Source organism: Saccharopolyspora kobensis (assembly GCF_900108315.1).
Classification (GTDB): Bacteria; Actinomycetota; Actinomycetes; order Mycobacteriales; family Pseudonocardiaceae; genus Saccharopolyspora; species Saccharopolyspora kobensis.
Map to the genome: position 1 here is coordinate 380,818 of NZ_FNVB01000008.1, position 22,392 is coordinate 403,209.

Sequence of the window (22,392 nt, forward strand, 5' to 3'; positions counted from 1 at the left end):
GTGACCGAGACCTTCACCGACTGGCTCCGCCAGCGCAGCGAGCCCGACTGGACGGGGGTGATCGAGCACCCGTTCACCCAGGCCCTGTTCACCGGGCAGGTGCCGGCCGATGCGATGCGCTCCTACCTGGTGCAGGACTTCCAGTTCGTGGACGACTTCCTGGCGCTGCTCGGTTCCGGGATCGCCAAGGCCGACCGCTACTCCTCCCGGCTGGCGATCGCGGGAAGCGTCGGAGTGGTCACCAGCGAGGAGAACACCTACTTCCGGCGCGCGTTCGACGCGCTGGACGTCGGCGAGTCCGACCGGGTGCGCCCGGAGCTGGACGAGGCGACGGTGGCGTTCCGGGAGCTGATGCAGGACGCCAACGAGCGCGGCAGCTACGCCGAGGTCCTGACGGTGCTGACCGTCGCGGAGTGGTCCTACCTCGAGTGGGCCGTGCGCGCGCCGGATGCGCTGCCGGACGACTTCGTGCACGCGGAGTGGATCACGCTGCACAACAACCCGGACTTCCAGGCGTGGGTGCGCTGGCTGCGCGGCGAGCTGGACCGGGTGGGCGCGGAGCTGGACGAGCGCGAACGGGCCCGCTGCCTGCGCCTGTTCCAGCAGGCCACCCGCTGCGAGCTGGACTTCTTCAACGCCCACTGGTCGTGAGCGCTTCGGGGCGCCACCCGAAGCGCTCACGACGGGGCTCAGAGGATGTCGGCGGGGCGGTAGGCCGCGGCCTCGGGGTAGCGGGCGGTGATCTCCTCGATCTGCGCCGCCACCTCGCCGACCTGGGCCGCCGCCGCGCCGGTGAAGGCGAGGCGGTCCGCCAGCAGCTCTTCCAGCTGGTCGCGGGTCAGCGGCAGGCGGTCGCCGGCGGCGAGCCGGTCGAGCAGGTCGTTGCGCTCCGCGCCCTGCTCGCGCATGGCAAGCGCCACCGCGACCGCGTTCTCCTTGATCGCTTCGTGCGCGGTCTCCCGGCCGACACCGGCCCGCACCGCCGCCATCAGCACCTTCGTGGTCGCCAGGAACGGCAGGTAGCGGTCCAGCTCGCGGGCCACCACCGCCGGGAACGCGCCGAACTCGTCCAGCACCGTCAGGAACGTCTCGAGCAGCCCGTCGAAGGCGAAGAACGCGTCCGGCAGCGCCACCCGGCGCACCACCGAGCAGGACACGTCGCCCTCGTTCCACTGGTCACCGGCCAGCTCGCCGGTCATCGAGACGTAGCCGCGCAGGATCACCGCGAGGCCGTTGACCCGCTCGCAGGACCGGGTGTTCATCTTGTGCGGCATCGCGCTGGAGCCGACCTGGCCGGGCTTGAAGCCCTCGGTGACCAGCTCGTGCCCGGCCATCAGCCGGATCGTGGTGGCCACGTTGGACGGCGCGGCGGCCAGCTGCGCCAGCGCGGACAGCACCTCGAAGTCCAGCGAGCGCGGGTAGACCTGGCCGACGCTGGTCAGCGTCCGGCCGAAGCCCAGGTGCCCGGCGACCCGGCGCTCCAGCTCGGAGAGCTTCCCGGCGTCGCCGCCGAGCAGGTCGAGCATGTCCTGCGCGGTGCCGACCGGGCCCTTGATGCCGCGCAGCGGGTAGCGGGCGAGCAGCTCCTCCAGCCGGTGGAAGCCGACCAGCAGCTCGTCGGCGGCCGTCGCGAAGCGCTTGCCGAGGGTGGTCGCCTGGGCGGCGACGTTGTGCGAGCGCCCGGCCATCACCAGCTCGGCGTGCTCGGCGGCGAGCTGCCCCAGCCGCGCCAGGACCGCGACGGTGCGGTCGCGCACCAGCTCCAGGCTGCGGCGGATCTGCAGCTGCTCGACGTTCTCGGTCAGGTCCCGGGAGGTCATGCCCTTGTGGATCTGCTCGTGACCGGCGAGGGCGTTGAACTCCTCGATGCGGGCCTTCACGTCGTGCCGGGTGACCCGCTCGCGCGCGGCGATGGAGTCCAGGTCGACCTGCTCCAGCACCCGCTCGTAGTCGGCGAGCGCCGACTCGGGGACCTCGATGCCGAGGTCGGCCTGGGCGCGCAGCACCGCGAGCCACAGCTTGCGCTCCAGGATGATCTTGTGCTGCGGCGACCACAGCTCGACCAGCTCGGGCGAGGCGTAGCGGGCGGCGAGGACGTTCGGAATGCTGGGCTTGACCGTCACGAACACGCAGGATACCGGCGCATTGCCGCCGTTCGGCCCACCCCACCTCCCGCCGGGTGCCGCCAGGAGGGGTGGCGATTCCGCTCGGAACCGCCACCCGGCGCACCGGTCAGCGGTAGGCGAGTTCGGGGTCGGTGGCGAGCACGTCGAGCTGGTCGAACGGGACCGCGACCTCCGGCCGCGGGTTCGGGTCCTGCTGGTCGTCGAGGATCGGGTCGTAGTTGTAGCTGCTGACCATCGTGACGCTGCCGTCGAGCTTGAAGTGCGTCGACGTGGCCACCCGGAACGGGTCGTCGGCGGCCTCCGGGTAGATCTGGTGCAGCAGCACCGAACCGTCGTCCAGCAGGGTGCCTTCGCAGAGCGCGAGATTGCCCTGCTCGCAGGTCTGCTTCGGTGACTTGTAGAAGACGCCCGGCGCGTTGTACTGGTAGGTCACCGCCGTGCGGCCCTCCGCAACGCGGAACTCGGTGTTGCCGTAGAGGGCGCCGTCGAAGATCACCTCCGGTTTGCTCGTCGTCGGGCCCACCGCCTGCGGCACCACGTCCGGGAAGACGTCCTGCGCGTGCTGCCGCAGCTCGGTCGCGATCCGGTCGATCTCCTCCGGAGTGTGGTTCGGGGGCGTGGTGCCGACCGGCGGCCACTGGATGTCCGGGACGTCGGCGGGGGCGGCAGCGGCGGTGACCGGCGTGGCCAGCAGCGCCGCGGTCACCGCGAATGCGGCGGCCAGTCCGGAGCGGCGTGCGGTTGAAGAGCTCATCTCGTTTCCTCTCAGCGTGTTCAGCCGATCAGCGCGAACCGCGGATCGGTTGCCAGCGCGGTCAGCTCGGCGAGATCCATCGGCCCTTCACGCAGCTCGGCGACCGCGGCGACCGTGGCCGGGTCTCTGGGGTTGAAGAACGCGTTGACCATCACCACGGTCCCGTCCGTCCGGTAGTGCCGGACCTCGTTCTTCTCGCCTCCCCCGCTCATGGCGGGGCGGGACGTGAGGACCAGGACGATGGACCCGTCGTCCTGGACGTGCTGGTAGCAGCGCGCACCGAACTGCTTCGACGACTCGCACTCCTGCGCCGGTGAGAGATCTACCGCGCCCGGCGCGAACACCCGCAAGGACAGCAGGACCGGCCAGTCCTGGCCTCCCACCGCAGCCCGGTCGAACGGGGCGGACACGATGACCGACGACGGGATTTGGATCTGGACCGGCCCCCGGCGCGAGACGTCGACGGCGCGAGCACCGGGCACGTCGCGGACGATCGCCTCGTCGAGGTAGCGCTCGATCTGTTCGCCCTGCGCGACCAGCTGCGCCTGGGACAGCTCCACTCGGACCGCGCCCACCGGCGGCCAGTCGATCGGTTCGATCGCTCTGACCTGCGGCACCGCCGGGGCGATGTCCTGCTGACCGATCGTGCCGGGCACCGCCACCGCCCCCGCCGCGACGATCAGGGTGGCCACCGCCGCGCCGATGACGGCTCGTCGTCTGCGCTGCCGCCGCCTGCCTTCGGCGGCCACGGCGTCGGGGTCGACGCCCAGCGGCGGTTCGTCCGCGACGGCGGCTCGCAGGCTCTCGCGCAGCAGTTCTTCCGACATCACCGGCTCCTCTTCGCAGCCGCCCGGGCCAAGTCCGGATCGGACTCGGCGATCGCGGCGCGCAGGTTCTGCAGCCCGCGCGACGCCTGGCTCTTGACCGTGCCCTCGGAACACCCCAGCGCGGCGGCGACTTCGGCCGTCGGCAGGTCTTCCCAGTAGCGCAGGACGAGCACCGCGCGCTGCCGCGGCGGGACCTCGGCCAGCGCGCGCAGCACGGTGTCGCGGCGCCACGCCCGCTGGCCGAGCACGGCGGGATCGCCTGCGGTGTCGCCCGTTTCCGGTGGATCGACGTCGTTCCGCTCGGCTCGGCGCCACGGTCGGCGGCGCTCGTCCAGCCACACCCGCAGCAGGGTCCGGCGCGCATACGAATCCACTGTGGACATGTCCACGCGGCGCCACGCCCGGTAGAGCTTGAGCAGCGTGTTCTGCACGAGGTCCTCGGCCAGGTGCCAGTCACCGCAGAGCAGGTACGCCGAACGGCGCAACCACAGCGCGCGTTCCCCGGCGAACTCGCGGAACGCCCGTTCCTGTTCGGCTCGCATAGAGCTCGTCCCCTTTCCGCGCCCCGCCGCTCTATACGCAGCCGATCCGCGCGGGGTTGCACGGTCGATCACCCGTTCGGATGCGAAGCGGGAAAGGAGCGCTCCGGTTCGCAAAACCGGCTGTGCGTCGCTTTAAGCGGACCTCAATACCTCCGGCGGTGGTGGCCATGGCAACGTCCAGACCAATATCGTTGGTCAGCGGCGACTTAGGAGCGAGGGCGCAACAGCATGGAAATCGACGTGTTCGGCGACGAGCGGCAGGACGTGTTCTGGATCGTCGGGCTGGGCCTGGCCCAGCGGCACGCCACCACCATGCGCCCCGGCGCGGTGTACGCAGGTCAGGTCGTCCCGGCGCTGTGCGCGACCGAGCTGAAGATCCCGCAGCCCACCCCGATCGGCCGCGACCCGCGCTCGAAGCCCATCACCGACAAGTGCCCGGACTGCGCCGAACGCATCGCCGAAGGCGAGTTCACCGAAACCACCTGGGACTTTTGACTACCGGATCCACCGGCGGGCGGCCGGGCGGGGACGCGTCCGGAAAAGAGATCGCCATCGGAATTGCCGGGAGCTAACGTCGATCTGGCCATGGCTGCCGCAAGTTCCCTCCGCTTCCTGTGGTCCCTGCTCGCACAACGGCCCGGACTGCTGCTGACCGCTACCGCTGCCGGCTCGCTCTGGATGCTCCCGACGGCGCTGATGCCGCTGGCCATCGGCGCCGCGGTCGACGACGGCATCCGCCCGCACGAGGTCGGCACGCTGCTGGGCTGGGCGCTGGTGGTGCTCGGGCTCGGCCTCGTGCAGATGATCGCCGCGGGTGCCCTGCAGTGGACGACGCACACCATCTGGCTGCACGGCGCGGCGGGCTCGCAGCGCCTCGTGCTGGCGCACGTGACGCGGCTGGGCGGCGTGCTGACGCGCAAGGTCCGGGCCGGCGAGGTGGTCACGATCGGCGCCTCGGACATCTACCGCGTGGGCAACGTGTTCGAGGTGGTCGGGCGGGCGACCGGGGCGCTGGTGTCCTTCGCGGTCGCGGCGGTGCTGCTGTTGCTGATCTCCCCGCTCCTCGGCACGGTGGTGCTCGTCGGCGTGCCGCTGGCGACGCTCGGCATCAGCCCGCTGCTGGGCCCGCTGCGCCGTCGCGAAGAGGTGCAACGAGAGCAGTTGGGGCACGTCAGCGCGCAGGCGGCGGACATCGTCTCCGGCCTGCGGATCCTGCGCGGCGTCGGCGGCGAGCCCCGCTTCCACCGGCGGTTCACCACCGCCAGCCAGCGGGTGCGCACCGCCGGGATCGAGGCCGGGCGGATCGAGTCCTGGCTGGTCGGCGCGGAGGTGCTGCTGACCGGCCTGGTCACGGTGCTGGTGACCTGGCTGGGCGCGCGCCTCGCGCTCGACGGCACGATCAGCGTCGGCGAGCTCGTCGCGTTCTACGGCGTCTCGGCGTTCCTGGTCATCCCGGTGCGCACGGCCTCCGAAGCCGCCTACACCTTCGCCGGCGGCATGGTCGCAGCGGGCCGCGCGCAGGGGCTGCTCCAGGTGCGGCCGGAACCGCCCGCACCGGAGCACCCGCGAGCGCTGCCGCCCGGGCCGCTGGACCTTTTCGACGAGGCCACCGGGACGCGGATCGCCGCGGGCGAGCTGACCGTCATCGACGCCGGGGAGCGGGCCGAAGCCGTCGCCGAACGGCTGGCCTGGCAGTCGCACGCCGGTGGCGTGCCGCTGCGCGAGGTCGACCCGGACGAGATCCGGCAGCGGATCCTGCTGGCGCACAACCAGGACCTGCTGTTCGCCGGCCCGGTCCGCACCGAGATCGACCTCGGCAGCGGGGTCGACCTGGACGCCGCGCTGGACGCCGCGGACGCGCACGACGTGCTGGCCGCGCTGCCCGCCGACGGCGTGCTGGACGAGCGCGGCCGCTCGCTCTCCGGTGGGCAGCGGCAGCGGTTGCTGCTGGCCCGCGCGCTGTGCGCGGACGCCGACGTGCTGATCCTGGACGAGCCGACGTCCGCGGTCGACGCGCACACCGAGGCGCGGATCGTGGCGCGGGTCAAGGAGTTCCGCGCCGGTCGCACCACGATCGTGCTCAGCCAGAGTCCACTCTGGACATCGGTGGCGGACCGGAAGCTGGACATGGGGGCGGAGACGTGAAGCTGCCGTTGGCCGACGGGCGCACCGCCCGGCGCTGGGCGTGGCAGACGCTCCGAGCGCACCGCGGCCGGTTGGCCGCCATGATGCTGCTGTTCGGCCTGGCCACCGTGGTCGGCCTGGTCGGGCCGCAGATCCTCGGCCGGATCGTCGACGGCGTGGTCGCGGGCACCACGACCGAGCGCATCGACCTGCTGGCGGGCGCGTTCCTCGTGGTGCTCGTGGCGAACGCGCTGCTCCTGCGGGCCGCGCGGATGCGCGCGACGCTGCTCGGCGAGCACCTGCTGGCCGAGTCCCGCGAAGGCGTGGTCGGGCACGCGCTGCGCCTCCCGCTGGGCACCGTCGAATCCGCGGGCACCGGCGACCTGCTCAGCCGCGCGACCACCGACGTCGACCGGCTGGACTTCGCCATCCGCAACGCCGCGCCGGAGATCACCACCGCGCTGATCACCGTGCTGCTGACCGGCACCGCGATGGTCCTCACCTCACCGCTGCTGGCCTGCGGAATGCTCATCGCCGTACCGCTGATGGTGTTCAGCACCCGGTGGTACTACCCGCGCTCGCTGCCGACGCTGCGCCGGGTCATGGCCGGTTGGGCGGACGTCCAGTCGAGCACGCACGAGTCCGTCGAGGGCGCGCGCACCGTCGCCGCGCTGCGCCTGGGCGGGCGCCGCATCGCGCGCAACGAGCAGGCGCTCGACAGCGCGGTGACGGCCGAGTGCCGGCACCGCGGTCTGCTGACCGTCTGGTTGCCCTGCCTGGAGCTGTCGTACGTGCTGCCGATCGGCGCGATCCTGCTGATCGGCGGCTGGGCCTACTGGGGCGGATCGGTGGAGATCGGCACGGTCATCACCGTCGTGCTCTACGCCCAGGCGATGTCGAACCCGTTCGACGAGCTGTTCCGGCGGCTGGAGGAGCTGCAGACCGGGTACACCGCCCTGCAGCGGATCCTCGGCGTCAACCAGGTGCCGACCGCCGCCGCCGAGCGGCAGGAGCTCGACGGATCGCGCGACCTGGTCGTCCGCGACGCGCGCTTCGCCTACCGCGAGGACCGCGAGGTGCTGCACGGCATCGACCTGACCGTGCCCGCCGGTCAGCGGCTGGTCGTGGTCGGCCCGTCCGGTGCGGGCAAGTCCACGCTGGGCCGGTTGATCGCGGGCATCAGCCGCCCGACCTCCGGTTCGGTCGCCTTCGGCCGCACCGAGATCGCCGACCTGCCGCCCGAGCAGCTGCGCGGCGAGGTGGTGCTGCTGACCCAGGAGCAGCACATCTTCGCCTGCACGCTCCGCGACAACCTGGCGCTGCCGGACCAGGACTTCACCGACGGCCAGCTGACCGACGCGCTGAAGGCCGTCGGGCTGCAGGAGTGGTTGCGGAGCCTGCCGGACGGGCTGGACACCGTGCTCGGCGCGGGCGGCCACCCCGTTCCCGCCTCGCGGGCCCAGCAGCTCGCGCTGGCCAGGGTGCTGCTGGCCGACCCGCACACGGTGGTCCTGGACGAGGCGACCTCGCTGCTGGACAACGCCACGTCGCGGGAGCTCGAACAGGCGCTGGCCACGCTGCTGGACGGCCGGACGGTGATCGCCATCGCACACCGGCTGCACAGCGCGCGCAACGCCGACCGGGTGGCGGTGATGTCGGACGGGCGCATCGTGGAGCTGGGCAGCCACGACGAGCTGCTCGCCGCAGGCGGCTCCTACGCCGAGCTCTACCGGGTGGCTCAGCCGAGCTGAGAGCGCAGCATCCGGCGGGCCGCGCCGCGCGGGTCGGGGTCGCTCTCGATCAGCGCGTTGACCACGGTGCCGTCGACCAGCGCGATCAGTTCGAGCAGCCGCTCCCGGCCGACCTCCACGCCGCTGCGGGCGAAGATCTCGGCCAGCAGCTCGTGCAGCTCGGCGCCGAGCTCGCGCATCAGCGGCGCGAGGTAGGGGCGGCGGGGCGAGCCGACGAGCCGCTCGTAGCGCAGCAGCACCGCCTCGGCGCCGCCGTCGCGCGAGTCCCGGCCCAGCAGCATGTCCAGCAGCAGTTCGATCACCGCCTCCGTGCTGCGCGGCTGGTCGGCGAGCTCCTCCAGGCGGGCGCGGCCCGCTGCCAGCTCCTGCCGCGACTCGTGCTCCACCGCGGCGCCGATCAGGTCGTCGAGCGAGGAGAAGTAGTAGGTGGTGGAGGCCAGCGGCAACCCGGCGCGCTCGGCGACCGCGCGGTGCCGGACGGCCTCGAAACCGCCCTCGACGAGCAGTTCCGCGGCGGCCACCACCAACGCCTGCCGCCGCCGCTCGCCCTTCGGAGTACTGGCCGCTGTCATGCCTGCCGATCCTAAGAGCCTGTTGGCAGCCGGTCTGCGCACCTGGTCCTTAGCGGAACCTGGGTGCTTGGCCGCACCGCGGGTGCCCGCCTGGTGCATGACCGGACAGGTCGTGGGCGGGGCCCGTCACCGCGCGATTCCGCGGCGGCGAAGGCCCAGCTCAGCGTGGTCAGAACTGGCCTGCGATGCCTCCGGCGATCGAGGGCAGCCGAGTCCGGTAGGGCGCCGCCGGGGAGCCCTCGTCCGGGTCGCTGCGCACGACGACCAGCTTGCCGCTGCGCGCCTGCCGCACGGACTGCTCGGTGCCGTCGGGATGCCGCGTGTCGCCCGTCTTCGACTGCTCCGGCGGCACCGTGCCCGCCGGGCTCACGATCACCGTCACGCTGCCCGCCGCAGCACCCTCGCGCAGCACGAAGGACGCCACCTTCGCCCCGGACGGGCAGTCCGGGGCCGCCACCGGCGCCGTCGACGCGGCTTCCGGCAGCTCCTTGGTCACCGCCGCGGCCACCTGCGCGTCCGGCCCGCAGCGACCGCCGCGGTCGGTGAGGATGCCCGGCCCGTCCTCGCTGCGCGGCGAGGCCGTCGAGACCTCGGGCTGCGCCTGCTTGCTGGTGACGCTCGACTCCGGTGGCATGACCATGACGACTCCGCCCGCGAGCACGGCGGCGACCGCCACCGTTCCCCCGAGCGCCGTCATCCGGCGTCGAGCAGTGATCCGCCGCGACGCCCGAGCCACGTCGTGCTCGTCGAACGACGCCGGAGGAACGGACTGCACCGAATCACGAAACAGCTCTTCGAGCTTGCGCTCGTCCACTTACCCGCACCTCCTCACGCCGACCGCAGATCACCGAGCTGATCGCCCAGCGCCTCGCGCAACGCCGCGAGACCCCGGGCGGACTGGCTCTTGACGTTGCCCTCGCTGCACCGCATGACCGCCGCGACGCCCGCGACGTCCAGCCCCTCCAGGAACCGCAGCACCAGCACCGCGCGCTGCTTCGGCGGCACCTTCTGCAGCCCCGCGAGCAGGGTCTGCTTGGTCGCCACCGAGTCGTCCACGTCCGGGCTGTCCACCGGTCGGTCCGGCAGCACCTCCGCGGCCCGCTCCCGCCGCCACGGGCGCCGGGACTCGTCGATCACCGCCCGCGTCAGGGTCCGGCGCACGTAGGCGTCCAGCGCGCCCTTGTCGCGCACCTTCCGCCAGTGCCGGTGCAGGGAGATGAACGCGGTCTGGGCGAGGTCGTCCGCGCGGTGCCAGTCACCGCACATCATGTACGCCATCCGACGCACCGCCTCCCGCCGAGCCGCGAAGTACTCCGCGAACTCCTGCTCCTCGCGCTGGTCCACGCGGAACTCTCCGCTCGTCAAGTGCTTGCACGTCCAGGACGGGATTCCCGCGTCCAACCGTTGCACGCGCCGGAGCGGCAATCCACCCCGTGATTGATACCGCAATCCCCGCAGCGGGCCGCGCCGGGCTGTTGCCCTCCCCCGGGTGCGGTGTGATGTGATCCGTTCGTGACCAAGCTGGCACCGATCGACCTCCGCTCCGACACGGTCACGCGTCCCGACGCACAGATGTCCGCGGCCATGGCGGCCGCCGAAGTCGGCGACGACGTGCTCGACCACGACCCGACGATGCGCGCCCTCGAGGAACGCGTCGCCCAGCTGCTCGGCACCGCCGCCGCCCTCTGGGTGCCGAGCGGGTCGATGGGCAACCTGATCTCGCTGATGCTGCACCTGCAGCGCGGCGACCGGTTCCTCTCGCCGCGCGGTGCGCACGTGCTGGCCTACGAGTTCGGCTCCGCCGCCTGGCTCGCCGGCGGCATGCCGCAACCGCTGGAGTGGAACGCCGGGCCCGGCCGACCGACGCCGGAGACGGTGCGCGCGCACGGCGAGTCCAGCTACGACACGCTGCGCACGACGCTGCTGTGCCTGGAGAACACGCACAACAGCGCTGGTGGCGCGGTGACGCCGCCGCACGAGCACGCGCAGCTGGCGGCCGCCGCCCGCGAGCGCGGCCTGCGCATCCACCTCGACGGCGCCCGGATCTGGAACGCCGCCGTCGCGCTCGGGCTGCCGCCCGCGGCGCTGACCGTCGGCGCGGACAGCGTGCAGGCGTGCCTGAGCAAGGGACTCGGTGCTCCGGTCGGGTCCGTCATCGCAGGTGGCGCGGACTTCATCGGCGAGGCGCGCCGGGTGCGGCGGATGCTCGGCGGCGGCGTCCGGCAGGGCGGTGTGCTGGCCGCGGCCGGGCTCGTCGCGCTGGACCGCATCGACGCGCTGGCCACCGACCACGACAACGCGCGGCTGCTCGCCGAGGGCCTGGCCGAGCAGGGCTGGTCGGTGACGACACCGCAGACCAACATCGTCCTGGCGGCGGTGCCGGACGTGGGCCTCGCTCTGGAACGCTTGACGGCGATCGGCGTGCGAGCGGTTTCGATGAGCGGCCAGATCCGGTTCGTCACGCACCGCGACGTCACCAAGGCCGACATCGGGGAAGCACTGCGCCGGATCGAGGAAGCCGGGCTCTGAGAGCGCCGTCGGCGAAGCCGTCCGCGCCTCGGCAAACGGGCTCTGACCAGGAGGTGCACGTGGTTCGTTGGGTCGTTTTCGACTACGGCGAGGTGATCAGCAGGCGAACCGCGGCGCTGCCCGGGATCGCGGCGATGCTCGACGCCGACCCCGAGGCGTTCGAGGCGGCGTACTTCGCCGAGCGCAAGGCCTACGACTGGGGCTGCCCCGACCTGGACTACTGGCGGTCGGTGGGCGCGCGGCTGGGCCGACAGGTGGACGCCGACCTGTCCGAGCGGCTGACCAGCGCCGACGTCGAAGGCTGGCTGGAGACCGACCCGGGCTCGCGCCGACTGCTCGACGACCTGCACGAGCAGGGCGTCGCGCTGGCCCTGCTGTCCAACGCCCCGGCGTCGTTCGGGCGCGCGGTGGAGCGCACCGACTGGGCGCGGCTGTTCAAGCACCTGGTGTTCTCCGGTGACCTGAAGCTCGCGAAACCGGACGCCCGGATCTACCGCGCCCTGCTGGAGACCCTCGCCGCCGAACCGGCGGACTGCCTGTTCTTCGACGACCGCCAGGAGAACGTCGACGCGGCCCGCGAAGCAGGCCTGGGCGCGGAGCTCTGGTCCGGCGCCGAAGCCGCCCGCTCACTCCTCCAAACCCACCTGACCAGGTGATTCTCGCGATGAAGGGCGCCCTTCGCCGACCAAGCCGGTGAAAGGCGCCCTTCACCCACCACTCCACCGGGTGGAGCGGGAGAGCTAGGACTTGATCTTCTTGCGGTCGCGGGCCCAGCCGACCGCGGCGGTCGCGACGAACAGGACGCCGCCGATCACCGCGAGCCAGAACAGGCCCTTGATGACGACCCCCGCGACCGAGATCACCAGCCACAGGACCAGCAGTCCGCCGATCACCTTCCACAACATCGCACGCACCTCAGCTCGACCGCAGCAACTCGTTATCCCAAGCCTGCCAGATCCGATGCCCGATTAGTCCCACCCGACGCGCACACCCGGGAAATCTCAGGGCTCCCCGGATCCCGCGTCACCGACGCCTCGGCCGGGTCAGCGGGTGGTGGGCAGCCAGGCCTTCAGGCGGTCGAGGGCTTCGGCGATGTCCTCGGTGCTGCCCGCGAAGGACATCCGCACGTAGCGGTTGCCCAGCTCCGGGTCGAAGTCCGCGCCGGGCACCACCGCCACCCCGGTCTCGTCCAGCAGGCGGCGGCAGAACGCCGTGGTGTCGTCGGTGAGGTCCCCGATGTCCGCCCAGGCGTAGAACGCGCCGTCGGCCGGGGCCACCCGCGTGATGCCGAGCGATTCCAGCCCGCCGAGCAGCAGCTCGCGGTTCTGCCGGTACCGCTCGACGTGCCCGGCGGCCTCCCGGAGGGCGTCCGGGGAGAAGGCCTCGATCGCCGCGTGCTGGGACAGCGCGGGCGGGCAGAGGGTGAAGTTGCCGGTCAGGGAGTCGACCGCGCGCCGCAGCCGCGGCGGCACCAGCATCCAGCCCAGCCGCCAGCCGGTCATCGACCAGAACTTGGAGAAGGAGTTCACCACGATCGCCTCGCGGGAGAACTCCCACGCCGAGTGCAGCGGGTCGCCGTAGCTGAGCCCGTGGTAGATTTCGTCGCTGATCAGCTGCACGCCGTTGGCCTCGCACCACTCCGCGAGTTCGGCCAGCTCGGCGCCGGAGAGCACCGTGCCGGTCGGGTTCGCCGGGCTCGCCACGATCAGCCCGTCCACCGGCCGGTCGAGCTCCGCCAGCATCGCGACGGTCGGCTGGAAGCGCGTCGTCGCGTCGCACGGCAGTTCCACGACCTCGCAGCCCAGCGCGGACAGGATGTTCCGGTACGCCGGATAGCCCGGGCGGGCCAGCGCGACCCGGTCCCCGGAGTCGAAGGCGGCGAGGAACGCGAGCAGGAACGCACCGGACGCGCCGGTGGTCACGACCACGTCGTCGGCCCGCACCGGAAGCTCGCCGTAGTGCCCGGCGATGGCTTCCCGCAGCGCGCGCAGGCCGAGCTGCTCGGTGTAGCCGAGCGAGTCGCCTTCGAGGGCAGCGGCGGCGGCTTCGCGGACGGCGCGCGGCGCGGGCGTGGACGGCTGGCCCGCCGCCAGCGACACCACGTCGCCCTTCGCCCGCTGCCGCTCCGCCGCGGCGGTCAGCACCTCCATGACCTGGAAAGGAGCCACATCGGCGCGCTGCGCGACGCCCAGAACAGCAGGATCGACCATGCGTTCAGACTGTCAAACGCGGTGCGCGCCGGGAACCCCCGCCGGATCAGTAGCCCTGGTAGCCGCCGCCCTGGGCCATGGACTTCAGACCGGGGTGCCCGTCGAAGCCGCCGTAGCGGTCGAAGGTGTAGCGGACGCCCGCGATGATGTTGTCCACCGGGTTCCAGATGTCGTCGTGCCCCGCCAGCTTGTAGGCCTGGAAGGTCGGGTCGATGCACTGCATCAGGCCCTTCGACGGGGTGCCCTTGGCCGCGTTCGAGTCCCAGTCGTTGATCGCGTGCGGGTCGCCGCCCGACTCCTTCTGGATGATCGTCCAGATCTCGTCGATGTTGTCCTCGGTGACCGGGATGCCGTTGGCCTGCAGGATCTTGATCGCTTCCCGGATCCACTCCTGCACGTTGCCGGGCGGCGGGCCCGCGGGCGGGCCACCGCTGGGCCCGAGGCCACCGCCGCCGCCACCACCGGATTCGCCACCGCCGGAGCCGCCGCCCGAGCCCCCGGAGCCGGAGCCACCGGATCCGCCGGAGGACTCACCGCCGGGCGGCGCGGACTGCGGATTCGTCGCCGAGGGCATCGTCATCTCCCAGTCGACCTTCCGGCCCTGGGCGGGCGTGAACGGCTGCTCGCCCGCCTTCGGCAGCGCGGAGAACACGTCGTCGAGCCCGGCCGCGGCGCTGCGCAGCTCACCCAGCGCAGCGCTGAGCCCGGCGTTCGCCTCGGAGATCTTGCCCTCGGCCTCCGCGGCGTGCTCCTGCATGGCCTTCGCGATGGTCTCGTCGCGCCGCTTCGCCGCCGCCTCCTTGGCAGCATCGTCGGCACCGGAGATCTCCTTCTCGTACGCCTGCTCGGCGCGGCGCGCGTCGGCCAGCGCCCGCTCGCCGATCGAGCTGACCTCGTCCTTCGCCACCTGCACCGCTTGAGCCGCGCGGTCGAGCACGTCGGCGGAGGCCTGCAGCGCCTCGCGCGCCTTGCCGAACCCGTCGTTGATCTTGCCCATGTAGCCGACGAAGGCGTCCGCGGAGCCGCCCTCCCACGCGCCGTCGAGGCCGTTCACCGTCTGCACCAGGGCGTTGCCGTGGCCATCGGCCTGCCCGGCCGCGTCGCGCCAGCGCGCAGCGATCGCGCGGACGTCCTCCGGCCTGCTGTCCTCGATCTTGCGCAGCTGCTCGGCGAGCTTCCCACCGCCGGGCTTGCCCGCCACTTCTCCCGATATCCCCATCAGATCCCCAGTTTCAGTGAGCGTTTTTCATCCTGTCTGTGGACGGCAGCCGCCCTCGCAGCTCGCACCACCACGGGTTCTCAGCGCTCGCCTGGCGAGGACGGCCCTGACGCCGTGCATTGGTCATGCATCAGTCAGGGCACCCGCAGTCCAGGCGGGCGCTGAGGTTCCGCCACCCGCACCGCCACGCGAAACGAGGCCGGAGACCTCATCGGAATGATTCGGCGTTGGCCTGGTCGATCTCGTCGACGCTGCTCCGCACCGCGTCGAGCGCGCCGCTGGCGCTGCGCAGCAGCTGCTCGGCGGCGTCGAACTGCTTCTTGCCCGCGGCGTCCAGCGCGGTGATCGCGGCGGCGAGATCACCGGCGGCGTCCAGCTCACCGAAGATCGCGGCGTCGACGTGCTGCCCCTCGAAACCGTCACCGACGGCGCCGACCGGGCCCGCCTTGCCGTCCAGCTCCGCGCGGCAGTCCTCCAGCGCCGACAAGTTGTAGCCAGCCTGCGTCACGACCCCTCCTCCACCCGGTTCCCCGAGCCCTTCATCCTGGTCAGCGGCCGCAGCCGCGGCGATCAGCAGGCCGCGGCCCGGAGGCGATCGCATGCGCATGACCGCCCTCGCAGCTCGCACCGCCGCGGGTTCTCAGCGTTCGCCTGGCGAGGGCAGCCCGACCGCCGTGCATCGGTCGTGCAGTCCAGGTGGGCGCTGAGGTTCCGCCACCGGCACCGCCGCGAACCAGCCACTGGAACACTCACTCCAAGAACACCAGAAAAAACCGCCCGGTGGCGGGTTTTCCCTGCCACCGGGCGGTTTTCGCCGGAATGTCCGATCGATCAGGCGGTCGGAACGGTGATCTCGCCGCGCACGGCGCGCAGCGCGATGTCGGTGCGGTAGTGCGAACCGGGCAGGTGCACGCCGTTGACGCGCTGGTAGGCCGCTTCGCGCGCCGCCGCCAGGTCCTCGCCGGTGGCCACCACCGACAGCACGCGGCCGCCCGCCGAGAGCACCGCGCCGTCCTCGCGGCGCCGGGTGCCGGAGTGCAGCACGCCCTGCCCGTCGCTGCCCTGGATCACGTCGTCCACGCGCGGCCGCCCCGGGTAGCCCTCCGCGGCCACCACGACGGTCACCGCGGCACCGGACTCCCACTCCAGCGGCGGCTGCTCGGCGAGCGTGCCGTTGGCCACCGCGTTGAACAGCGAGGCCAGCGGCGTGTTCAGCAGCGACAGCACCGCCTGGGTCTCCGGGTCGCCGAAGCGGCAGTTGAACTCGATCACCTGCGGGCCGCTGGAGGTCAGCGCGAGACCGGCGTAGAGCAGGCCGGAGAACGGGGTGCCGCGGCGCGCGAGCTCGTCCACGGTCGGCTGCACGATGGTGCGCACGACCTCGTCGACCAGGCCCTCCGGGGCCCACGGCAGCGGCGCGTAGGCGCCCATGCCACCGGTGTTGGGGCCCGCGTCGTCGTCACCGACGCGCTTGAAGTCCTGCGCGGGCAGCAGCGGCACCACCGCGGTGCCGTCGACCAGGCAGAACAGCGAGGCCTCCGGGCCGTCCAGGAAGGACTCCAGCAGCACCGGGTGACCGCCGTCGAGCAGCTTGAGCGCGTGCGCCCGCGCCGCGTCGAAGTCGCTGGTCACCAGCACGCCCTTGCCCGCGGCCAGACCGTCGTCCTTGACCACCCAGGTCGGCCCGAAGTGGGTCAGCGCGGCGTCCAGCTTGGCGGGGTTGTCGACCACCTCGCTGTGCGCGGTCGGCACGCCGGCGGCGAGCATGACGTCCTTGGCGAAGGCCTTCGAGCCCTCGATGCGGGCCGCCGCCCGGGACGGGCCGAAGCAGGCGATGCCCGCCGCGCGGACCGCGTCGGACGCACCCGCGACCAGCGGCGTCTCCGGGCCGAACACGACCAGGTCGGCCTGCCACTCGGTGGCCAGCTTGACCACGTCGGCGGGCTTGGCGACGTCGACGCCGTAGTTCTCGGCCAGCGCAGCGGTGCCGGCGTTGCCGGGCGCGCAGGCCAGCGCGGTGACGGAGGGATCGCGGGACAGGGCCAAGGCGATCGCGTGCTCCCGGCCGCCACCACCGATCACGAGGATTCGCACGAACCGCAGCGTAGAGCGTGCGACAGGCCACGCCGGACCTGCCCCCGCCAATAGGCCTAGTGGTGGTTGCGTTGCTCGGGCGGTCGCTCGGCGGTACCTGACCGCTTCGCCGGGCGCCGCCCGCTGGCGCACGACAGCGCCCACGGGGTCCAACCCGGCGTTCACCTGCCGGTCGACCGGACGTCGCACCGGCTTGCGCGAATGGTCGATTGCGGCGGCCAGTGTTTTGCCCGAATGTGCAGCGTTGATCGACGCGCTGCGGAACACGGGAGGGCACATTGACGATTCGGGTACGCCTGACGGCGCTGTCCGTCGCGGGCGCGGCGGCGCTCGGGCTGGTCACCGCGCCCGCGATCGCCGCACCGAACCCGCAGGCCGACGCCGAACTGGTGTCGGTCTTCGGCCACCGGGGGGCCTCGGGATACCGCCCGGAGCACACGCTGGCCTCCTACGAGCTGGCGGCCCGGATGGGCGCCGACTTCATCGAGCCGGACCTGGTGCCGACGAAGGACGGCGTGCTGGTCGCGCGGCACGAGAACGAGATCGGCGGCACCACCGACGTGGCCGACCGCCCCGAGTTCGCCGAGCGCAAGGCCACCAAGGTCATCGACGGCGAGACGCTGACCGGCTGGTTCACCGAGGACTTCACGCTGGCCGAGCTCAAGACGCTGCGCGCCAAGGAGCGCATCCCGGAGGTGCGGCCGAACAACACCATCTACGACGGCCGCTACGAGGTGCCGACGTTCCAGGAGGTCCTGGACCTGCGCGCCCGGCTGTCCCGCGAGCTGAAGCGGGACATCGGCGTGGCGCCGGAGACCAAGCACCCGAGCTACTTCGCCTCGATCGGGCTGCCGCTGGAGCCCGGCGTGGTGCAGGCGCTGACCCGCAACGGGCTGAACCGGCCGAACGCCAAGGTCGCGGTGCAGTCCTTCGAGGTGGCCAACCTCAAGGAGCTGAACGAGTCGCTGAAGGTCGACCTGGTGCAGCTGATCAGCAACAGCGGCGCCCCGCAGGACTTCGTCGAGTCCGGTGACCCGCGCACCTACGCCGACCTGGTCACGCCGGAGGGCCTGAAGGAGATCGCCGGTTACGCCGACGTCATCGGGCCGGACACCAGGGTGATCCTGCCGGTGAAGGAAGACGGGTACCTGGCCGAGCCGACGCCGGTGGTGGACGACGCGCACGCGGCCGGCCTGGAGGTCGTGCCCTACACCGTGCGGGCGGAGAACAGCTTCCTGCCGAAGGACTTCCGCTCCTCGGAGGACCCGGCCGCCTTCGGCGACGTCTTCGGCTTCCTCCGCGCGCTGCTGGAGACCGGCATCGACGGGATCTTCGCCGACCACCCGGACATCGCCGTGGTCGCCCGCGACGACTTCGCCGCAGGCCGCTGACAGCGGTTCCGTTTCCGCTGCTCAGGCCCCGTGAGTGCTTTGAGGTGCTATGACACCTCAAAGCACTCACGGGGCACCACCTGCCGAAACGCGCGCCCGGTCTGAGCATCGGTGCCGAGCGGTGCGGTTCGGGCGCCGCCTAACCTGTCCATGGTGGACGGAGGTGGCATCCGGTGGTTCAACTGCTGCTCGTGCTGGTCGGCGCACTGCTCGTCACCGCGCTGGCGCGCAGCCGCGAGATCGCGGCTCCGCTGCTGCTCGTGCTGGTCGGGCTGCTGGTGTCGCTGATCCCCGGTACCGCCGAGCTGAACATCAACCCGGAACTGCTGCTCACCGTCGTGCTGCCGCCGCTGCTCTACGCCGCGGCGCTGGAGAGCTCCTACACGAACTTCCGGGCCCAGATCCGCAAGATCGCGCACCACGGCGTGCTGCAGGTGATCGCCACCTCGTTCGTGATCGGCTGGCTCGCCTACGCGCTCATCCCCGAACTGCCGCTGACCTCGGCGATCGTGCTCGGCGCGGTGATCGCCCCGCCGGACGCGGTGACCGCCTCCGCGATCGGCCGCCAGCTCAAGCTGCCGCGCGGCGTCATGACGATCCTCGGCGGCGAGAGCCTGATCAACGACGCCGCCGCGCTGACGATCTACCGGATGGCGATCGCCGCCGTCGTCGGGGCCACGCCCACCCTCGCGCACGGCGTGCTGGTGTTCGTGCTGGCCGTGGTGTTCGGCGTCGGGCTGGGACTGGTGTTCGGCGTGCTCGCGCAAGCCGCGCGCACCCGCATCCCGGACGTGCAGGTCGCGACGGTCCTGGGCGTGCTGGTGCCGTTCATCGCCTACCTCACGGCCGAGGAGCTGTACGGCTCCGGGGTGCTCGCGGTGGTCACCGCCGGGCTCTACGTCGGCCACAACCAGCCGCGCGCCCGCGCCGCAGGCCGCCTGCAGGAGCACACCGTCTGGGCCTCGATCAACCTGCTGCTGGAGAGCCTGGTGTTCGCCTACATCGGGCTGCAGCTGAAGGCGGTGGTCGACGCGCTGATCGCCTCCGGGCGCGACATCAGCTCCCTGCTGCTGGCGACGCTGGCGATCTTCGCCGCGACGGTCTGCTTCCGGATCCTGTGGATGTTCAGCTCGAACTACCTGCCCGGCCTGTCGCACCTGCTGAGCCCGGGCCACCGGCCCGGCGGCCGGTGGCGGCGCACGGCGGTGATCTCGTGGGCGGGGATGCGCGGTGTGGTCACCCTCGCCGCGGCCGGCGCGATCCCGTTCACCACCAGCACCGGCGAACCGTTCCCGGCGCGGGACCTGATCCAGTTCGTCGCGTCGGTGATCACGGTCGCCACCATCCTCGTGCAGGGCACCACGCTGCCCTGGCTGATCCGCAAGCTCGACGTCATCGACCCGGCCGAGGCGGCCCGCGACGACCACGAGGAAGCCGAAGCGCGGGTGACGGCGACCAACGCGGCGCTCCGCTACCTGGACGGACTCACGCCGGCGGACCTGCACACCGACCCGGAGCGCTTCGACCGCATCATCACCCGGATGAAGGCCCTGGTGGAGCACCAGGGCATGGCGGCGGCCGAGCAGGTCGGCCGGACGCCCGCCGAGCGCGAGGACACCAGCAGCCGGGGCTTCTCCGACCTGCGCCGCGATCTCCTGGAGGTCCAGCGCTCGACGATGGCCGACGAGCGCGACGCGGGCAACCTCGACGACGAGGTCCTCCGCCGCGTCCTCCGCGAACTCGACCTCCAAGAAGCCGCCCTCGACAGCTCCTGGCGCAACCGCTGACGCAATTTCAATGGAAATCAGACCTTCGATTTCCATTGAATTTGCGCCACCTGCGGCGTGTCGGGTGCCGACACGCCGCAGGACGTGCAATTTCAATGGAAATCAGACGTCCAATTTCCATTGAAATTGCGACTGACCAGGGGCTCCCGAGCGGAGTCGGGAGTCCCCTGGGCGGGTCAGGCCATCGTGTGACGGACGATCGTCTGGTCGCGGCCGGGGCCGACGCCGATCGCCGAGACGCGGGAGCCCGAGAGCTCCTCGATGCGCTCGACGTAGGCGCGGGCGTTGGCCGGGAGGTCCTCGAAGCTGCGCGCCCCGCTGATGTCCTCCCACCAGCCCGGCATCTCCTCGTACACCGGAACCGCGTGGTGCACGCCGGTCTGCGTCATCGGCATCTCGGTGACCCGCTCGCCGTCGACGTCGTAGGCCACGCAGACCGGGATGGTCTCCAGCCCGGACAGCACGTCCAGCTTGGTCAGGAAGTAGTCGGTGATGCCGTTGACCCGGGTCGCGTAGCGCGCGATCACCGCGTCGAACCAGCCGGTGCGCCGCGAGCGGCCGGTGGTGACGCCGAACTCCCCGCCCTGCTTGCGCAGGTTCTCGCCGGCCTCGTCGGTGAGCTCGGTCGGGAACGGACCGGCGCCGACGCGGGTGGTGTAGGCCTTGAGGATGCCGATCACCGCGCCGATCTTCGTCGGCCCGATGCCGGAGCCGGCGCAGGCGCCGCCGGAGGTCGGGTTCGACGAGGTCACGAACGGGTAGGTGCCGTGGTCGACGTCGAGCAGGGTGCCCTGGGAGCCCTCCAGCAGCACCGTCTCGTCGCGCTCCAGCGCCTGGTTGATCAGCAGCTTGGTGTCGGCAATCCGGTGCGCGAACTTCTCGCCCTGCGCCAGCACGGTGTCGACGACCTCGTCGACGTCCATGGCGCGGCGGTTGTACACCTTGACCAGGATCTGGTTCTTCACGTCGAGGGCCGCCTCGACCTTCTGCCGGAGGATCTTCTCGTCCAGCAGGTCCTGCGCGCGGACCCCGACGCGAGCGATCTTGTCCTGGTAGCAGGGCCCGATGCCGCGACCGGTGGTGCCGATCTGCTTCTTGCCGAGGTACCGCTCGGTGACCCGGTCGATGGCCACGTGGTAGGGCATGATCAGGTGCGCGTCGGCGGAGAGCAGCAGGCGCGAGGTGTCCACGCCGCGCTCCTCCAGCCCGGCCAGCTCCTCGAGCAGCACGCCGGGGTCGACCACGACGCCGTTGCCGATCACGTTGGTCACCCCCGGGGTCAGGATCCCGGACGGGATGAGGTGCAGCGCGAAGTCCTGCCCGTCGGGCAGCACCACGGTGTGACCCGCGTTGTTGCCGCCCTGGTAGCGGACGACCCACTGGGCCTGCTCGCCGAGCAGGTCGGTCGCCTTACCCTTGCCTTCGTCGCCCCACTGGGCGCCGATCAGCACGATCGCCGGCATGTGAAACTCCAACCTGGACTGGGTGGTAGCCAGCGTGACCGCACGCTTCGCCCGCTCCCACCACGGGGTATGCCGGTCGATCAGGGTAAACCAGGAGCGAAACGTGAGTACGACCGCATTGTCCTGCGGAAACGTCGACCGCGCAGCGCGTCCGTCCGGTGACGGTGTGCGATGGTTCGACCTGCCGGTCACCCCGACCCGCCAGGACCTGGATCCGCTGCTCGCCGAGACCGCGGAGCGGTTGGTGGTGCACGGCACCGACGCCGACTTCGCCTCGGTAGTGCTCCGCCTGCTCCGGAAGAACCGATTGGGTGACCTGGTGGTGGGCTACGTGCCGGTCACCGACTCCCCGGCGGCGCGGCTGTGGGGGCTGCGGGCCGGCGACTTCGAACGCGCGCTGACCGCCGCGCCGCGCCCGTCCGCGCTGATCCGCGACGATTCGGGCGGCGTGCTGCTCGGTGCAGGCACGATCGTGCCGATCACCGGTCAGGTGTACTGCGACGACGAGCAGGTGCTCAACGGCAGCGCGCTGGAGATCACCATCTCGCCGGACCCGGATGCCGAGCCGCTGCCGGAGTCCACGCCGGACCCGATGAACGCGATGCTCGACCCCGCGATGGACGGGCTGCTGGTGACCACGGTGCGCCGCGGCCTGCTGCGCCGCCGCAGCGAGGTGACGCGAGGGCGCGCGGTGCAGGCGTCGTTCCGCTCGGCGACGGTCGTCCACGACGGCATGCGGCACCCGCGCCCGGCGGAGAAGTGGGTTTGGTACCGGCACACCGAGGACCTGCAGTTCGCGCGATAGCGGGTGAAATGTCTGGGAAATCACTGAGATCACCCGTTCGGGGAGCGGCTACCGGAACCAGGCCGGTGCGAAATTCACCAGAAGATGACACGATCGGTGGCGATTTCACGCCAAGTCACCCGCTGGCCACGCACTGGCATTGATCCGGCCACCTGCGTGGGCAATGGTCGAAATCCGACAACGGCGAGACGCCCACGC

The 22,392-nt window shown here is 71.8% G+C and carries 22 protein-coding genes; 9 read left to right on the plus strand and 13 right to left on the minus strand.

Annotation, left to right across the window (positions count from 1 at the left end):
* Window positions 1-651: a TenA family protein gene (locus C4T78_RS26935; protein WP_093358227.1), complete on the plus strand. Its 651-nt coding sequence runs from the start codon at window positions 1-3 to the stop codon at window positions 649-651.
* Between the two features lie 38 nt (window positions 652-689).
* Here the strand turns inward: C4T78_RS26935 and purB are convergent, their stop codons facing one another.
* From purB to C4T78_RS26955, 4 genes are all read right to left on the minus strand, one after another.
* The gene (gene purB / locus C4T78_RS26940) at window positions 690-2,123 is read right to left on the minus strand and encodes an adenylosuccinate lyase (RefSeq protein ID WP_103908167.1); all 1,434 of its coding nucleotides are present in this window, start codon (window positions 2,121-2,123) and stop codon (window positions 690-692) included.
* A 109-nt stretch (window positions 2,124-2,232) separates the two neighbouring features.
* Window positions 2,233-2,880: a hypothetical protein gene (locus C4T78_RS26945; protein ID WP_093358228.1), complete on the minus strand. Its 648-nt coding sequence runs from the start codon at window positions 2,878-2,880 to the stop codon at window positions 2,233-2,235.
* Between the two features lie 20 nt (window positions 2,881-2,900).
* Window positions 2,901-3,707, minus strand: a complete 807-nt coding sequence (locus C4T78_RS26950) for a hypothetical protein (protein ID WP_093358229.1) — start codon at window positions 3,705-3,707, stop codon at window positions 2,901-2,903.
* A complete protein-coding gene (locus C4T78_RS26955) occupies window positions 3,707-4,249 on the minus strand; it encodes an RNA polymerase sigma factor (protein WP_093358230.1) in 543 nt (180 codons plus the stop codon). The genes C4T78_RS26950 and C4T78_RS26955 overlap by 1 nt, the downstream gene beginning before the upstream one ends.
* A gap of 228 nt (window positions 4,250-4,477) precedes the next feature.
* On the opposite strand from C4T78_RS26955, the gene C4T78_RS26960 reads away from it, so the two are divergent.
* The 3 genes from C4T78_RS26960 (at window position 4,478) to C4T78_RS26970 (ending at window position 8,124) form a co-directional block, all read left to right on the plus strand.
* Entirely contained in the window at window positions 4,478-4,744 is a 267-nt protein-coding gene (locus tag C4T78_RS26960) for a hypothetical protein (RefSeq protein WP_177242095.1), read from the plus strand.
* Window positions 4,745-4,834: 90 nt separating this feature from the next.
* Window positions 4,835-6,394 carry an ABC transporter transmembrane domain-containing protein gene (locus tag C4T78_RS26965; protein ID WP_093358231.1) on the plus strand — a complete coding sequence of 520 codons (1,560 nt, stop codon included), beginning with the start codon at window positions 4,835-4,837 and terminating at the stop codon, window positions 6,392-6,394.
* Window positions 6,391-8,124, plus strand: a complete 1,734-nt coding sequence (locus C4T78_RS26970) for an ABC transporter ATP-binding protein (protein WP_093358232.1) — start codon at window positions 6,391-6,393, stop codon at window positions 8,122-8,124. Before C4T78_RS26965 ends, C4T78_RS26970 begins: the two co-directional genes overlap by 4 nt.
* Here C4T78_RS26970 and C4T78_RS26975 read toward each other — a convergent pair.
* The 3 genes from C4T78_RS26975 to C4T78_RS26985 all read right to left on the minus strand — a co-directional run bounded on the left by C4T78_RS26975 (window position 8,112) and on the right by C4T78_RS26985 (window position 10,040).
* Entirely contained in the window at window positions 8,112-8,696 is a 585-nt protein-coding gene (locus C4T78_RS26975; protein ID WP_093358233.1) for a TetR/AcrR family transcriptional regulator, read from the minus strand. The genes C4T78_RS26970 and C4T78_RS26975 overlap by 13 nt on opposite strands.
* A 169-nt stretch (window positions 8,697-8,865) precedes the next feature.
* On the minus strand, window positions 8,866-9,510 hold the full coding sequence (locus C4T78_RS26980) for a hypothetical protein (protein ID WP_093358234.1): 645 nt from the start codon (window positions 9,508-9,510) through the stop codon (window positions 8,866-8,868).
* 14 nt (window positions 9,511-9,524) lie between these two features.
* On the minus strand, window positions 9,525-10,040 hold the full coding sequence (locus C4T78_RS26985) for a SigE family RNA polymerase sigma factor (protein ID WP_093358235.1): 516 nt from the start codon (window positions 10,038-10,040) through the stop codon (window positions 9,525-9,527).
* A 168-nt stretch (window positions 10,041-10,208) separates the two neighbouring features.
* Here C4T78_RS26985 and C4T78_RS26990 point away from each other — a divergent pair, with 168 nt between their 5' ends.
* Together C4T78_RS26990 and C4T78_RS26995 are read left to right on the plus strand one after the other, a co-directional pair.
* The gene (locus C4T78_RS26990; protein WP_093358236.1) at window positions 10,209-11,225 is read left to right on the plus strand and encodes a threonine aldolase family protein; all 1,017 of its coding nucleotides are present in this window, start codon (window positions 10,209-10,211) and stop codon (window positions 11,223-11,225) included.
* A 59-nt stretch (window positions 11,226-11,284) separates the two neighbouring features.
* Window positions 11,285-11,881, plus strand: coding sequence for an HAD family hydrolase (locus C4T78_RS26995; RefSeq protein WP_093358237.1), 597 nt, complete (start codon window positions 11,285-11,287; stop codon window positions 11,879-11,881).
* Between the two features lie 84 nt (window positions 11,882-11,965).
* Here the strand turns inward: C4T78_RS26995 and C4T78_RS36550 are convergent, their stop codons facing one another.
* The 5 genes from C4T78_RS36550 to purD form a co-directional block, all read right to left on the minus strand.
* Window positions 11,966-12,130, minus strand: a complete 165-nt coding sequence (locus C4T78_RS36550) for a hypothetical protein (RefSeq protein WP_170210241.1) — start codon at window positions 12,128-12,130, stop codon at window positions 11,966-11,968.
* A 138-nt stretch (window positions 12,131-12,268) separates the two neighbouring features.
* Complete coding sequence (locus C4T78_RS27000; protein WP_093358238.1) at window positions 12,269-13,435, minus strand: aminotransferase class I/II-fold pyridoxal phosphate-dependent enzyme; 1,167 nt, start codon at window positions 13,433-13,435, stop codon at window positions 12,269-12,271.
* Window positions 13,436-13,481: 46 nt separating this feature from the next.
* On the minus strand, window positions 13,482-14,654 hold the full coding sequence (locus C4T78_RS27005; RefSeq protein WP_093358239.1) for a WXG100 family type VII secretion target: 1,173 nt from the start codon (window positions 14,652-14,654) through the stop codon (window positions 13,482-13,484).
* A 208-nt stretch (window positions 14,655-14,862) separates the two neighbouring features.
* The gene (locus tag C4T78_RS27010; RefSeq protein ID WP_093358240.1) at window positions 14,863-15,162 is read right to left on the minus strand and encodes a hypothetical protein; all 300 of its coding nucleotides are present in this window, start codon (window positions 15,160-15,162) and stop codon (window positions 14,863-14,865) included.
* A 323-nt stretch (window positions 15,163-15,485) separates the two neighbouring features.
* Window positions 15,486-16,748: a phosphoribosylamine--glycine ligase gene (gene purD / locus C4T78_RS27015; protein WP_093358241.1), complete on the minus strand. Its 1,263-nt coding sequence runs from the start codon at window positions 16,746-16,748 to the stop codon at window positions 15,486-15,488.
* Between the two features lie 284 nt (window positions 16,749-17,032).
* Here purD and C4T78_RS27020 point away from each other — a divergent pair, with 284 nt between their 5' ends.
* Both C4T78_RS27020 and C4T78_RS27025 read left to right on the plus strand, forming a co-directional pair.
* Window positions 17,033-18,139, plus strand: a complete 1,107-nt coding sequence (locus C4T78_RS27020; RefSeq protein ID WP_093358314.1) for a glycerophosphodiester phosphodiesterase — start codon at window positions 17,033-17,035, stop codon at window positions 18,137-18,139.
* Window positions 18,140-18,312: 173 nt separating this feature from the next.
* A complete protein-coding gene (locus tag C4T78_RS27025; protein WP_093358242.1) occupies window positions 18,313-19,926 on the plus strand; it encodes a Na+/H+ antiporter in 1,614 nt (537 codons plus the stop codon).
* A 176-nt stretch (window positions 19,927-20,102) separates the two neighbouring features.
* Here the strand turns inward: C4T78_RS27025 and C4T78_RS27030 are convergent, their stop codons facing one another.
* Entirely contained in the window at window positions 20,103-21,389 is a 1,287-nt protein-coding gene (locus C4T78_RS27030; protein WP_093159127.1) for an adenylosuccinate synthase, read from the minus strand.
* Between the two features lie 103 nt (window positions 21,390-21,492).
* Here C4T78_RS27030 and C4T78_RS27035 point away from each other — a divergent pair, with 103 nt between their 5' ends.
* Window positions 21,493-22,194: a hypothetical protein gene (locus C4T78_RS27035; protein ID WP_235863884.1), complete on the plus strand. Its 702-nt coding sequence runs from the start codon at window positions 21,493-21,495 to the stop codon at window positions 22,192-22,194.
* Window positions 22,195-22,392: the final 198 nt, after the last annotated feature.